Origin of the sequence: Neobacillus drentensis NBRC 102427 (assembly GCF_001591445.1) — a bacterium.
Lineage (GTDB): Bacteria > Bacillota > Bacilli > Bacillales > Cytobacillaceae > Neobacillus > Neobacillus drentensis.
Window position 1 is genome coordinate 1 of sequence record NZ_BCUX01000041.1, and the last position, 13,774, is coordinate 13,774.

The window sequence follows — 13,774 nt, forward strand, 5'->3', positions numbered from 1 at the left end:
TATCAAGTTATACACAACAAGTAATATTATAATGTTCTAATCAAATAAATAAGCAAAGGGCGTTGAAGCCACCACGCTTCAGGAGCAAGTTTACGAGGAAGAGGGAAATCTATGGCATATTCGGAGGAAAAACTGAGTGAAGAAAAAGTATTTAAAGACCCCGTCCACCGCTACGTCCACGTCCGTGACCTGGCTATCTGGGATTTAATTGGGACGAAAGAGTTTCAGCGCTTACGGCGCATCAAACAGCTCGGAACGACGTTTTTAACCTTTCACGGTGCAGAGCACAGCCGCTTCAACCATTCACTAGGTGTCTATGAAATTGTCCGCCGCATTATCGATGACGTGTTTGCGGGAAGGCCAGAGTGGAATGACAGCGAACGCCTGCTAACCCTGTGCGCGGCCCTGCTCCACGACCTCGGCCACGGCCCGTTTTCCCATTCCTTTGAAAAAGTGTTTGATTTTGACCATGAGGATTTTACAAGGAAGATTATTTTAGGCAATACCGAAGTGAATAAGGTACTCTTGAAGGTTGGCCCAGCTTTCCCTGAAAAAGTAGCCGAAGTGATCGCGAAAACATCGGAGAAAAAGTTAGTTGTCAGCCTGATTTCTAGTCAAATTGATGCCGACCGGATGGATTATTTGCAGCGGGACGCCTATTTTACCGGTGTTAGCTATGGTCAGTTTGATATGGAACGCATCCTCCGTGTGATGCGGCCGCGTGAAGATCAGGTGGTTATTAAAAAGAGCGGGATGCATGCGGTCGAAGATTATATTATGAGCCGCTATCAGATGTATTGGCAGGTCTATTTTCATCCGGTTTCACGCAGTGCGGAGGTTATTTTGACAAAAATTCTCCACCGCGCCAAGCAGTTGTTTGAAGAAAACTATTCATTTAAATATGAACCAATCCACTTTACATCGATTTTCAATGAAAAAGTAACCTTAGAAGACTATTTGAAATTAGATGAATCGGTGATTTTATATTATTTTCAAATTTGGCAGGAGGAAGCCGATCCAATATTAAGTGACCTCTGCCGTCGTTTTGTCAATCGCAATCTATTTAAGTTTGCTGAATTTGATCCTGCGAAAGAATACAAAAAGCTCGCGGAATTAGGCTCCTTATTCAAAAAGGCCGGAATGGATCCGGAATACTATTTAGTGGTCGATTCCTCGTCGGATTTACCGTATGATTTCTATCGTCCTGGGGAGGAAGAGGAACGGCTGCCGATTCATTTGTTGATGCATAATGGGGATCTCCGGGAGCTCTCGAGAGAGTCCGAGATCGTCGATGCGATTTCGGGGAAAAGAAGGACGGACCACAAACTCTATTACCCGGCTGATTTCCTTTTCGATGACACCGGGGATAAAGAGGTTAAAAAGCAAATCCGTGCCCTTTTAGAGTTATAGAACATTGGTGCCTGACACCGAATCATGATTTGTTCAAGATGGAGTAGGAGATGACGAACGTTGTTAAATGATCACGCGAAGCTGATGCAGGCGGTTATGGTTTCCGGTGAGATTATCGGACGAAAAAAGCTGCAAAAGATGATATATATTGCCAAAAAGGTGGCTTTCCCTTTTCATGAGAGGTTCCAGTTTCATTTTTATGGCCCTTACTCAGAGGAATTGACGTTACGAGTCGAAGAGCTTTGTAATATGGGCTTTCTCAATGAGGTGAAGGAGAAAAAGGGCGGCTATTTCCAATATCGCTACTCGCTGACAGAGCCAGGTAAAGAGTTTTTAAGTTTAAATGAGGTTGAGATGCCGTTTTTGCAGGATTGCCTGGTGGATATGAATGACCAGAATGCTAGATTCTTGGAATTGGTTTCAACGGTTTTATATTTTGATAATCTTCCAAAAGAAGAGGTCGCGGGCAAGGTGTTTACCTTAAAAGCAAGCCAGCGCTATACCGAGGCGGAAATCGATGAGGCCTATCAATATATCGAGTCGTTAAAAGGGAAAGTTCAATAAGTGATGCTAAACACCGCTTAGACCACTGCGTGCGCGGAGGTCTAAGCGGTGTTTTTTGTTTTTGATTAAATCAATACTTTTTTGTTCAGGTATTTGTTATTATTTGTATAATGAGGGAAAGTTTTGATATTTGAGGAGGGCGCTCGCTATGACAGGAATGATTGCAGTCATTATGGTATTTGGAATTCCGATTACAGCCATTATCACCACCCATTTTCAGAAGCAGTCTAAAATCAAGGCTGGTATGCTGAAGGATGAGCTCGAGCTCGAAAAACTCAAACACATAAATTATCTAGCTGAAACTGAAAAAATGAAGATAGAACTGGAGAAAATGAAGATTGTAAGTCCTAAAGATGAGATAAAGTTTTAGTGAAAAAAGGTGTCAGGCATCATGTGAAAGATTCACATGGTGCCTGACACCAAATTTTTACGCTTTTATTGATCGCTTTTTCTCACGCCGGCAATTCCAAGGTTGCTTTTGCTCATTTCTTCGATCATTACGTGGATGGCTTCTTTTGGTGCACCTGTTGTTTCGCTGACGGCTTCAGTTACTTTTGTAACTAATGCACGCTTTTGATCATCAGTACGTCCCTCAAGCATCTTTACGGTAACATATGGCATATTTCTTTCCTCCTAAATAATACTTCGGCTTTTCATTTTTAGTTTTCCACAGTTCGATGAAAAGTGCAATAACCGATGATACTTTTGATTTTCTTTTTTGAAACCGTTTCATGTATACTAAAGGGAATATATATAGAAAAAATGGAGTCACGGCTAATCCGAAGTGTGCTATCCGTTACTGATGGAAGGAGATACGTGTTGGAGAATTTTGCTTCTTTTCTTGCCTATCCGTTAAGTATGATTCCTTATTTGGCGATTACGTTGATGATTGCCTTTACGTTTCACGAATTTGCTCACGCGTTTGTTGCCTATAAATTCGGTGACATGACAGCGAAAAACCAAGGACGTTTGACGCTGAATCCGCTCAAGCACCTTGATCCGATTGGAACGATTTTAATTTTTATCGCCGGCTTTGGCTGGGCTCGTCCGGTACCGGTGAATCGCTTTTTCTTTAAAAGGCCCCGCTTGGCAGGTATTCTTGTCTCCATTGCAGGGCCGCTCAGCAATCTAATTTTAGCTTGTATAGGCTTTGTTGTCGCGTTCGGAATAAGTCGTTTCGGCGCAACCGCACCGGACAGTTTTTATGATTTTCTCGAAATATTTATCCGGCTCAACATTGTTCTGTTTATTTTTAACCTGTTACCCTTTCCACCGCTCGATGGCTACCGAATTATTGAGGATTTAGCTCCGACCCATGTGCGGGCAAAAATGACCCAATATGAACAGTACGGGGCATTGATTTTTTTAATATTGGTTTTTACACCGCTTGATAGATTTACGATTTCGCCAATTTTTGGTGTGGTTATTCCATGGGTGTGGGATGGGTTAAGTAATTTCTTTCGAATGTTGTTCTTTTAGGGGGTATAAGTTTTAATGGAAGATAATAAGAAGAAACTTGGTTTTAATATTATAAAAAGTGACCCAACCGATGGTCACAAGGGCTACGGCAAAGGGGCGCTGAGCCTTGATAATGTTTCACCGGTCATCATTGATGTCGTTGCTGGTGAAGCCGAGATTGATGTCGGCGCGATGCATGCCCGCAGTGTCGTTGAAAAAGGGATTAAATTTTTAAAAACGCAAGCTGAGGTTCCGAACGGGAAACCATACTGGCTCGTTTGGGTAACGATTGACCGCAACGAAGAAGGTCCATATTATGCGGGGGTTACCGCCTGCTTCATGACGGTTGACCGCGAAATTCGCCGCGGCTACAAATCCTTGCCAGAACACGTGAACCGCATGGATAAATCGTTGAAGCGCCATATTATTGTCGACGACATGGATACTCCATCGAAAAAGGTGTTAGCTGATTTCCTGCGCAATCATAATGAGGTTTTATGGAACAACTCAACGGATGAACTGAAAAATGGTTTATTAGCTGAAAAAAATTAATGCTTGTAGTTTTTTTTTAAGATATAGTATTATTAGCAGTGTAAAAACGCTATAAAACTAGGACAAGAAAAGCTCCGGAAAATTTTCCGGAGCTTTTCTATTATGATAAGTTTTGGTTAACTCCAAGGCATGATTTTTTTATACCATGGTACCTTCTTGTTCATGTTCTTATGATCGCCAGGAGCTGCCTCATGATTTTTGAGATGCTCCGTGCAATATTCGGTTGGTTCCGTTCCGGCGACGAAATAAGTGAACCGGCGCACCGGGCAATCCTTTGTAGCAAGCTTGCCATTCTCCGGATTGACATAAACCCCTTTGACACCTTCTTTAGGCACTTTAAACGCCTTTACGGGCCTGCCTTTTAAGGCTTCCTCCATAAAATTTGCCCAGATATTCTTGGCGTACGTTTTTTCTGCGACCAACTCAATGGGTTTGCCCATATCGTAGCCTGCCCAAACGGCGGTAACCAGCTGCGGTGAGTACCCAATCATCCAGCTATCCGTCTCCGTCGAGCCTGATTTACCAGCATAGGGCCTTGAAATATCGTTAATAACGGTGCTCCCTGTTACCTTGGCATAGCCGTTTAACTTCGGATCAAAAATCCCCGTCAGCATTTGCGTCATGACAAACGCTTTTGCCGGGTCGAGAACCTTTTTCGTCTCATTTTCTTTTTCAAAAATCACTTTACCATTATAGTCTTCCACGCGCGTAATTAAGGTTGGCGTCACCTTTTTTCCACCGTTCGCAAATAGACTATAGGCATTGGCCATTTCAATAACCCGTACACCTGAAGTTCCCAATGCCAGTGACGGAACACGAGCCATTTTTGAAGAGAGGCCGAATTTCTTTGCTGTCTCGATTAACGTTTCTTCTCCTAAAAATAAATGCGTTTTGACGGCAAAAATATTATCGGAGACAGCGAGCGCCTGGGCAAGGGTGATTTCGCCGTCAGCATACTTATTATTGAAGTTATGCGGCGTATAATCAGGCTGGCCATCATCAAAATGGAAGGTCGTAAACTCACTGCGCATTGTCGAGGATGGCGTAAATCCCTGCTCAAGTGCCGCATAATAAAGAAGCGGTTTGATGGTGGAACCTGGCTGCCTAATTGCCTGAACAGCGCGGTTAAACGGACTCTTCTCATAATCCCTGCCACCGACCATGGCTTTGACATAGCCGTTTTTAGGATCCATTGCCACGAGTCCGACTTGAATCTCTGATAGATTCGCGACATATTTATGAACTTGACTTTCCGCCGCTTCCTGCTGTTTGCGGTTAAGCGTGGTATAGACTTTCAAACCTCCGAGGGCAATCGTACGGTCATCTAAATGTAATTGATTTTTTAACGCATTTCTGACTGCATCCTGAAAATAAGGGGCGACCTTCACTTTTTGAGTGTTGTGGGCGCCGACGATGGTCAGCGGCTGCATCGCTGCATCGATGGCTTCTTTTTTCTTAATATAATGATTTGTTACCATGCTTTTCAAAATAATCGCCTGACGCTTTTTCGCATTGTCCATTGAGGCAAGCGGTGAGTAAATCCCCGGCCCCTTTGGAATTCCTGCTAGCATGCTCGCTTCTGCGAGGCTTAAGTCCTTAGCATCTTTTCCAAAATAATATTGGCTCGCCGCCTGTACCCCATAAGCACCGTTGCCATAATAAATCGTATTTAAATAGCCTTCAAGAATTTCCTTTTTAGAATAATTCATCTCAATGCGGATTGTATAAAAAGCCTCATGGAGCTTCCGTGTCCACGTTTTATCGTGTTCAAGAAATAGATTTCGGGCATATTGCTGGGTGATGGTGCTGGCGCCTTGTACTTTTGAAAAGGCTTGAATATCGGCTAAGACGGCACCGGCAATCCGCTTATAATCAAAGCCATGATGTTCGTAAAAATTTTTATCCTCAATTGAAATGGTAGCCGCAACCACATCCGGAGAAATATCCTTTAACCTGGCCCAATACCGTTTTTGTCCACTATTGCTTTCGCCAATCAACGCCCCATCATCGGCGAAGAATAGGGTAGATTGGGGCACGGCGAGCGGTGGTGGGCCGAGAATTTTTGCATAAGCAAGAATACCCAGGAAGAGGATGAGCATGCAAATCATGCCTATCAAACTGATGATAATCACTGCCCGCAAATATTTAACTGTCTTCCGAAACCCTTGATCCGTCATGATTTCCACTACTATCACCCCGCCACATTTCCAGTTTTTGAAAAAATAGATAGTAATAGTATTGAAAAAATAGAGTCTTTTTAAACATTGAATGCATTATTTATTTAAATTTTGCTAGACTTTTTGGTGTGTTTGTAATTCAATAGTTTGGGTACTATAAAAAGAAAAGCGGAAGCGACCGTTTAGCGACGTATGGACTGGAGCGCTCCGAACAAGATAAAGGAAACACGAAGAGCGTTAGTGATTCGATGTTGACTTATCGAAGGAGGAGTGCGAAGTACACTAGTCGCTGGGAGCTGGAGCTGGACAATTCTCTAAGTTAAAAATGAGATGAAGTGAAAGGAAGATGTACATGACCATTTGGTTTACAGAAAAGCAAACGGAAAATTTCGGCATTACCATGAAAGTAAATAAAACCTTACATACAGAACAAACTGAGTTTCAAAAGCTGGATATGATTGAAACAGAAGAGTGGGGCAACATGCTGTTATTGGACGACATGGTGATGACGTCTGTCCGTGATGAGTTTGTTTACCATGAAATGGTCGCACATGTTCCGTTATTTACGCACCCAAATCCTGAAAATGTCCTTGTGGTCGGCGGCGGTGATGGCGGTGTGATTCGTGAGGTGCTGAAGCATCCAAGCGTGAAAAAGGCGACGCTTGTTGATATTGATGGCAAGGTCATTGAGTACTCAAAGAAATTTCTTCCGGAGATTGCAGGCATGCTGGATGACCCGCGTGTCGATGTCCAGGTCGATGATGGGTTCATGCATATTGCTAATAGTGAAAATGAGTATGATGTGATCATGGTTGACTCCACCGAGCCAGTGGGACCAGCTGTTAACCTTTTTACAAAAGGATTCTATGCAGGGATTTCGAAGGCGTTGAAAGAAGACGGCATCTTTGTGGCGCAGTCTGATAATCCATGGTTCAAAGCGGATTTAATTCGTAGCGTTCAACGGGACGTACGTGAAATCTTCCCGATTACTCGTTTGTATGTAGCGAATATCCCAACGTATCCAAGCGGATTATGGGCATTCACGATCGGTTCAAAGAAATATGATCCATTAGAAGTAAGCGAAGACCGCTTCCACGAAATCGAAACCAAATACTACACAAAAGAACTTCACAAAGCGGCCTTCGTATTGCCGAAGTTTGTTGGCGATTTATTGAAGTAACCGGTCTTAACGACCGAACTGGAGAAAAAAGCAGTCTTCCGGTCACATAGAGGGGTTCTAAGTGACCGAACTCGGGAAAAAAGCGGCTGTCGGGTAACATAGAGAGGTTCTAAGTGACCGAACTCGGGAAAAAAGCGGCTGTCGGGTAACATAGAGGGGTTCTAAGTGACCGAACTCGGGAAAAAAGCGGCCGCCGGGTAACATAAAGCCGTTCTAAGTGACCGAACTCAAGGAAAAGGCGATCGCTCGGTCACATAGAAGATTTTTATATACTCAAAGAATCACTAAATAGAAAGTGGGGATACATAGATGCGTTTTGATGAGGCGTATGCAGGGAATGTGTTTATTAAGAGTCATGCGAATTTTGAAGAGAGTCAGGTTGTCCTGTACGGGATGCCGATGGATTGGACGGTCAGTTTCCGGCCGGGGTCACGTTTTGGTCCGGCCCGTATCCGCGAGGTGTCGGTTGGTTTAGAAGAGTACAGCGCCTACCTTGACCGTGAACTTGAGGATATTAAGTATTACGATGCCGGTGATATTCCGCTTCCGTTTGGAAATCCGCAGAAGAGCATCGACATCATTGAAGATTTTGTCGACCAAGTATTAGCTGCCGGCAAGTTCCCGCTTGGTATGGGCGGCGAGCATCTTGTCTCGTGGCCAGTGATGAAGGCTATGTATAAAAAGTACCCGGACTTAGCGATTATTCATTTTGACGCCCATACGGATTTGCGTGAGGAATATGAAGGGGAGCCGCTTTCGCACTCGACTCCAATCCGCAAAATTGCGGAACATATTGGGCCAAGCAATGTCTATTCGTTTGGAATTCGTTCGGGAATGAAGGAAGAATTTGAGTGGGCGAAGCAAAATGGGATGCATATCTCGAAGTTTGAGGTGCTTGAGCCGTTAAAGGAAATCCTCCCGACGCTTGCTGGGCGTCCTGTCTATGTGACGATTGATATCGATGTCCTCGACCCAGCGCATGCACCTGGCACAGGGACGGTGGATTGCGGCGGCATCACCTCGAAAGAGCTGCTTGCCTCCATTCATGCGATTGCTCGTTCCGAAGTAAACGTGGTCGGCGGCGACCTAGTTGAGGTTGCGCCAATTTATGACCCTTCCGAACAGACCGCCAACACCGCGAGCAAGCTAATCCGCGAAATGCTCCTTGGCTGGGTGAAGTAGTATTGGGCCAAAGAAAGATAAACTTCTAACTGACGAAGAGAAATTTCGCTCGCCAGTAAAAAATGTCTGACACCTTTTCGAGGGCAGGCATTTTTTGATTTACAGCCGAGCAATGTTTATAATAGAAAAAGTATGCATTAGAGCAGATGTGTCAATTACTAGGACTAGAACCATTCTAAAGAATGAAACTGAGTTCCTTTTTATAAAGTCTCTGTGATATTTGAATGTTGATCTCACTGTGTTGAAAAATAAACGGAAAAATTCCGTTTAAATGGGGAAATACCCATATTTCCTAAAAAATAAGGGGAGTTTTTCCGCTTATATGATCCAAATCATTGGATTATGCCTTATTTAGAGCAGTTAATCGGAATATCTCCGCTTATTTCTGCTTCTTAGGCCTCCTTTATATACATTAGCCGGAAATTCTCCGCTTATGGATTCTCATACCTACACGAAAATCAACAATCAATACTAACAGAGTTTTTAAAATGAAAAAGGGAAGTGTCATAAGGTTTGTCTATTATTGAAGTTCCGATGAAAATTAATGTGAAGACGACGATTCATCAGCAGGGGGGCAAGGAAGTCTACGAGCTGGCGGTGTTTGGCCGCTATCTTGAAAAGGATGGGGCTTCGTTCCTTAAGTATGAAGAAGTGCAAGATGAGGGCAGCATTCGGACGATTGTAAAGGTGTCAGGCGATATGGCGCTGATTTTGCGCGGTGGTGCGGTGAAGATGCGTTTGCCGTTTCGGTTGCATAAGAAGCAGCAAGGCAGCTATGAGATGCCATTTGGAACCTTTGGAATCAGCACGCTGGCCAAGCGGATCGAGCATTCCGAAGGCCTGATTGACATCCTTTACGATTTTACGATGCAGGGTGAGCCTGCCGGTACATACCATTTGGAAATTACCTTTCAGGAGGATAAAAATGAACATAGTTGAACAAGTACAAAGTAAGTTAAAAGAAGAGATCCATGCGGCGGTGCTGAAGGCGGGGCTGGCCTCGGAGGAGCAGATTCCCGTTGTGATTCTTGAGACGCCGAAGGAGAAGGCGTTTGGTGATTACTCGACGAATATGGCGATGCAGCTGGCTCGTGTGGCGAAGAAGGCGCCAAAGGTAATTGCAGAGGCGTTGATTGCGAATATCGACCGGACGAAGGCCTCGATTGAAAAAATTGAGCTCGCAGGACCTGGATTTATCAATTTTTATATGAATAATAGTTATTTAACCGAGCTGATTTCGACGGTTCTTACAGCGGGTGATCAGTACGGTGAGACGCAAGTAGGCGGCGGCCAAAAGATTCAGGTCGAGTTTGTGTCGGCCAATCCAACAGGGGACTTGCACCTTGGACATGCCCGCGGTGCGGCGGTCGGTGATTCACTTTGCAATATCTTGGCAAAAGCAGGCTACGATGTATCAAGAGAATACTATATTAATGACGCGGGTAATCAGATAAATAATCTGGCCCTGTCGGTCGAGGCACGCTATTTCCAAGCACTTGGTTTGGAAAAAGACATGCCGGAGGGCGGTTATCATGGAACGGATATTATCGGGATTGGTAAGACGCTGGCGGAGGAATATGGCGACAAGTATGTACATGTAACTGAAGACGAGCGCCAAGAATTTTTCCGTGAATACGGTTTGAAGTATGAAATGGCCAAGTTGAAGCAGGACCTGGAGGATTTCCGCGTTGGCTTTGATGTCTGGTACTCGGAGACTTCGCTTTATAAAAATGGAAAAATTGATGAGGCTTTGGAGGCGCTGCGTGCGAGCGGTTATGTCTATGAGGAAGAAGGCGCGACTTGGCTCCGTTCGACCGCTTTCGGCGATGACAAGGACCGGGTGTTAATTAAGCAGGACGGTTCGTATACGTATTTGACGCCGGATATTGCTTACCATAAGGACAAGCTCGCCCGCGGCTTTGAGAAGCTGATCAATATTTGGGGAGCGGACCACCATGGGTATATCCCGCGGATGAAGGCGGCGATTCAGGCACTCGGGTATGACCGCGAGGCACTGGAGGTCGAGATTATTCAGCTGGTACACCTTTATAAAAACGGTGAGAAGATGAAGATGAGTAAGCGGACCGGTAAGGCAGTCACGATGCGTGATTTGGTCGATGAGGTCGGCCTCGATGCGACGCGTTACTTCTTTGCGATGCGCAGCTCGGATACGCATATGGATTTTGATTTGGACTTAGCGGTATCGGAGTCGAACGAAAATCCGGTTTATTATGCTCATTATGCGCATGCGCGGATTTCTAGTATCCTGCGTTCCGGTGAGGAGCAGGGTGTTCGAGTTGATGCAGACGCAGATTATTCCTTGGTGTCGTCAGAAAAGGAAATGGATTTATTGAAGAAGATTGGTGAGTTCCCGGGAGCCGTAGGGGAGGCCGCATTGAAGCGTGTCCCGCACCGGATTACGAACTATATCGTAGAATTGGCGTCAACGTTCCACAGTTTTTATAATGCCGAAAAGGTTCTTGACCTTACTAATGTCGAGCGCACAAAGGCCCGCCTTGGGTTGGTGCGGTCGGTGCAGATTACACTTCGTAATGCGCTAGCATTGATTGGAGTTTCGGCTCCAGAGAAAATGTAAATAGGTTGTTTGTGTATGCTCCCTTACGTAGTTAAGGGGGCTTTTTATGCAGGCTAAATCCCTGGACTTTCCCATATATATGAATATCCTCCTGAAAAATGAAAATACTAATAGGGACTTTAATCAGAGGAGTGGATTGAGCGGATGAATGTGGGAAGAGCGAAGGAAATCGTGGACTCTGCCGAAATGTTTTATGTGACCTACGAGGGGACACCGGTGATTATTCAACATGTCGATGAATCGGCACAAATGGCGCGCATATACTCAAGAACAGATCCCGACAATGAGCGTGAGGTACCAGTGCTAAATTTAATTGAGGAATAGAAAAGAGTCTTCGAAACCATTCGAAGACTCTTTTCTATTTGATTTCAGTCGATCTTCCTCCTATTTAACCTCGATTGCTCCTCCGCTAATCCGCTTAAAGCCACGATGCTTGCTCAGGTCTTCAATCAGTTTCAATGCGGCCTGATCCTTTGCCTTAGCCTCTATCATAAAGTCGACATCAGCTCCAATTTCGCGCAGCATTTTTAATAAAGGCAGGATAAACTCTGGGTCAACAAAATCCGCGTGCGAGCGAAACTCCTTCTCGTTTTTGGGAGAAGAAATATGAATCTTTGGGATGTGGCGGGCATGCTTCCAGGTCTGAAAAATCCGCTGCAGCAATTCCTCCAGCCTCGTTTCGCACAGATTGGCCATATGATGATGATAGTCGAATACAAAAGGAATCGATTCCTTTTCACAGGCAGCTAGGGTTTCTTCCGCATTGTAGGTTTTATCATCATTTTCCAGTGTCATCACATGTTTAATTGCTGCGGGCAGCTTGGTTAAGTTTTGATGAAAGCGAGGTAAGGTTTGCTGTTTATCACCGTAGGCACCACCAATATGGATATTAATCAAACCTTCCTGCTCGAGTCCCATCGCTTCCAACATTCGATAATGGTAGCTCATGTCAATGACGGCATTGTCAGTAATTTTCGTTTGTGGTGAGGTAAACAAGGTAAATTGATTGGGATGAAAGCTGACCCGCAGATTTTTTTGTTTCACCAGGTCACCAAGTTCCTGCCACACTAAGCGAAACGGGGTTACAAAGTCCCATTTCACTTCCGGATGGGTTGCGAGTGGGACAATCGAACTAGACAGCCGGTACAATTCCAATTGATGAGCAATATTGTAGTACAGCATCCGGAGCGTGTGATCCAGATTTTGCTTCGTCACCTGAAGCAGCTTTTCCGTCCGTTCCTCGGGGCTTAACTGTTGATAACGGGTAAACGTCAGTGTCTTAGCAGGGGAAGCATCCCATAAACTAATCGCATGCGAAACATAACCAAACCGAATCTTCATAACCAAACTCCTAACTTATAAAAAATAAGAAACGATAGCAGCGATGAATTCTTTGATGGAGCGGGCTGGGTTCAGTTTATTCAATTCAGCTAAGGTCAGCCGTTCTGAGTCATCAATGTCCTTTTTTAGAACATCGACCAAGCGCTGAATAAAGGCCGGATCATAAATATAGCAATTGATTTCCTTGTTTAAAAACATACTTCGTTTATCAAAATTGGCGGTGCCGATGTCACAGATTTTGTCATCAATGACGAGCGTTTTTGCATGATAAAAGCCTTTGTTATATTGATAAACCATTGCTCCGGCTCGAAGCAGTTTTCGTAAATAGCGGAACGAGGCCTCTTGGACCAGCGGATGGTCAGCAGTAAACGGGACAATGATGGTAAGCTGTATCCCGCGATTTAGGGCCGCAAGTAACTCCGCCATAATTTGCTTACTTGGAATAAAATATGGAGACCCGATGATCATCGAATGGTCCGCTTGCCTGATCAGGCGCAGATAGTTTTGCTCCAGATGGTGGGCTTCCGTTGGCATAAATTGATGGCGGACCGCTCCACCTTCCAGGGCAGGAAAATAGACTCGATTCGCTTGAAGATTCTTCCCTGCATACTCAGCCCAATCGATCAGAAACTCACTTTGCAAAAAATTCACGCTGGGCCCGGTGATTTTTAAATGGTAATCGCGCCAGATCCCCAAGGAAGGTTCCTCGTCGATATATTCCTTCCCGACGTTGAAGCCGCCTAGATAACCAATTTCTCCGTCGATAATTGAAATCTTGCGGTGATTTCGAACCTGTGAAGAATAAAAAAGGTAGGGGAGTTTAATGGTATTGCTGAAAGCAAATTGAACACCCGCCGCCCGCAACGCCTTAACGGCTGCCTTTTTCACCTTCCAGCTGCCAAGCCGGTCAATAAGAAGTCGAACTTCCACTCCGTTGCTGGCCTTTTCTTTTAATATAGAGAGAAACTCCTGACTTACGCAATCGTCTTTGACAATATAAAAGAGGACATGAATATGCTTTTTAGCGTTCCTTAGTTCATGGAAGTAGTCGGCAAACAACTTTTTTCCATGTGTGAAAATATCGAAGTTACCATGAATGATGGCTGTTTCATTTCTACTGACAATGGAAAGATGCTTCTTTTTACCTAATTGAAAATCTAAGACTAGCCATAAAAGGATAAGAAATAAAAGTACACTCGAAACGAATGCAAAAGTCATCAGAAATCTTTCCTCCATTCAGTCTTTTTAGTTTTTCCGAAAGGGGTTATTTCTATAAGTTGGACAAACTTTTAAAAAATCATTTGACTGAATGCT

General features: G+C 44.4%; 14 protein-coding genes. 10 read left to right on the forward strand and 4 right to left on the reverse strand.

Annotated features, from left to right (window positions below):
- The first annotated feature begins 111 nt into the window (after window positions 1-111).
- From BDR01S_RS17935 to BDR01S_RS17945, 3 genes are all read left to right on the forward strand, one after another.
- Window positions 112-1,410 (forward strand): HD domain-containing protein, encoded by a 1,299-nt coding sequence (locus BDR01S_RS17935; protein WP_066248769.1) that lies wholly within the window; start codon window positions 112-114, stop codon window positions 1,408-1,410.
- Between the two features lie 60 nt (window positions 1,411-1,470).
- Window positions 1,471-1,974, forward strand: coding sequence for a YwgA family protein (locus BDR01S_RS17940; protein WP_066248768.1), 504 nt, complete (start codon window positions 1,471-1,473; stop codon window positions 1,972-1,974).
- 148 nt (window positions 1,975-2,122) lie between these two features.
- The gene (locus BDR01S_RS17945) at window positions 2,123-2,344 is read left to right on the forward strand and encodes a hypothetical protein (RefSeq protein ID WP_066248766.1); all 222 of its coding nucleotides are present in this window, start codon (window positions 2,123-2,125) and stop codon (window positions 2,342-2,344) included.
- A gap of 65 nt (window positions 2,345-2,409) precedes the next feature.
- Here BDR01S_RS17945 and thmT read toward each other — a convergent pair whose 3' ends face one another.
- The gene (gene thmT, locus BDR01S_RS17950) at window positions 2,410-2,595 is read right to left on the reverse strand and encodes a 2-hydroxymuconate tautomerase (RefSeq protein ID WP_066248764.1); all 186 of its coding nucleotides are present in this window, start codon (window positions 2,593-2,595) and stop codon (window positions 2,410-2,412) included.
- Between the two features lie 237 nt (window positions 2,596-2,832).
- Here thmT and BDR01S_RS17955 point away from each other — a divergent pair, with 237 nt between their 5' ends.
- Both BDR01S_RS17955 and BDR01S_RS17960 read left to right on the forward strand, forming a co-directional pair.
- Window positions 2,833-3,453, forward strand: a complete 621-nt coding sequence (locus BDR01S_RS17955; RefSeq protein ID WP_066259522.1) for a site-2 protease family protein — start codon at window positions 2,833-2,835, stop codon at window positions 3,451-3,453.
- Between the two features lie 15 nt (window positions 3,454-3,468).
- Window positions 3,469-3,984 (forward strand): YwhD family protein, encoded by a 516-nt coding sequence (locus BDR01S_RS17960; RefSeq protein ID WP_066248761.1) that lies wholly within the window; start codon window positions 3,469-3,471, stop codon window positions 3,982-3,984.
- A 116-nt stretch (window positions 3,985-4,100) separates the two neighbouring features.
- Here the strand turns inward: BDR01S_RS17960 and BDR01S_RS17965 are convergent, their stop codons facing one another.
- Complete coding sequence (locus BDR01S_RS17965; protein ID WP_066248759.1) at window positions 4,101-6,170, reverse strand: transglycosylase domain-containing protein; 2,070 nt, start codon at window positions 6,168-6,170, stop codon at window positions 4,101-4,103.
- A 343-nt stretch (window positions 6,171-6,513) separates the two neighbouring features.
- Between BDR01S_RS17965 and speE the strand changes: the two genes are divergently transcribed.
- The 5 genes from speE to BDR01S_RS17990 all read left to right on the forward strand — a co-directional run bounded on the left by speE (window position 6,514) and on the right by BDR01S_RS17990 (window position 11,443).
- Window positions 6,514-7,341, forward strand: coding sequence for a spermidine synthase (gene speE, locus BDR01S_RS17970; RefSeq protein ID WP_066248756.1), 828 nt, complete (start codon window positions 6,514-6,516; stop codon window positions 7,339-7,341).
- Window positions 7,342-7,650: 309 nt separating this feature from the next.
- Complete coding sequence (gene speB, locus BDR01S_RS17975) at window positions 7,651-8,523, forward strand: agmatinase (RefSeq protein WP_066248753.1); 873 nt, start codon at window positions 7,651-7,653, stop codon at window positions 8,521-8,523.
- A 534-nt stretch (window positions 8,524-9,057) separates the two neighbouring features.
- The gene (locus BDR01S_RS17980; protein ID WP_066259521.1) at window positions 9,058-9,462 is read left to right on the forward strand and encodes a YwiB family protein; all 405 of its coding nucleotides are present in this window, start codon (window positions 9,058-9,060) and stop codon (window positions 9,460-9,462) included.
- Window positions 9,449-11,119, forward strand: a complete 1,671-nt coding sequence (argS, locus tag BDR01S_RS17985) for an arginine--tRNA ligase (protein ID WP_066248750.1) — start codon at window positions 9,449-9,451, stop codon at window positions 11,117-11,119. The genes BDR01S_RS17980 and argS overlap by 14 nt, the downstream gene beginning before the upstream one ends.
- A 144-nt stretch (window positions 11,120-11,263) precedes the next feature.
- Window positions 11,264-11,443, forward strand: coding sequence for an H-type small acid-soluble spore protein (locus BDR01S_RS17990; RefSeq protein WP_066248746.1), 180 nt, complete (start codon window positions 11,264-11,266; stop codon window positions 11,441-11,443).
- A gap of 60 nt (window positions 11,444-11,503) precedes the next feature.
- Here BDR01S_RS17990 and uvsE read toward each other — a convergent pair whose 3' ends face one another.
- Window positions 11,504-12,460, reverse strand: a complete 957-nt coding sequence (uvsE, locus tag BDR01S_RS17995; protein ID WP_066248743.1) for a UV DNA damage repair endonuclease UvsE — start codon at window positions 12,458-12,460, stop codon at window positions 11,504-11,506.
- 15 nt (window positions 12,461-12,475) lie between these two features.
- Window positions 12,476-13,678, reverse strand: a complete 1,203-nt coding sequence (cls, locus tag BDR01S_RS18000) for a cardiolipin synthase (RefSeq protein ID WP_066248740.1) — start codon at window positions 13,676-13,678, stop codon at window positions 12,476-12,478.
- Window positions 13,679-13,774 lie beyond the last annotated feature (96 nt).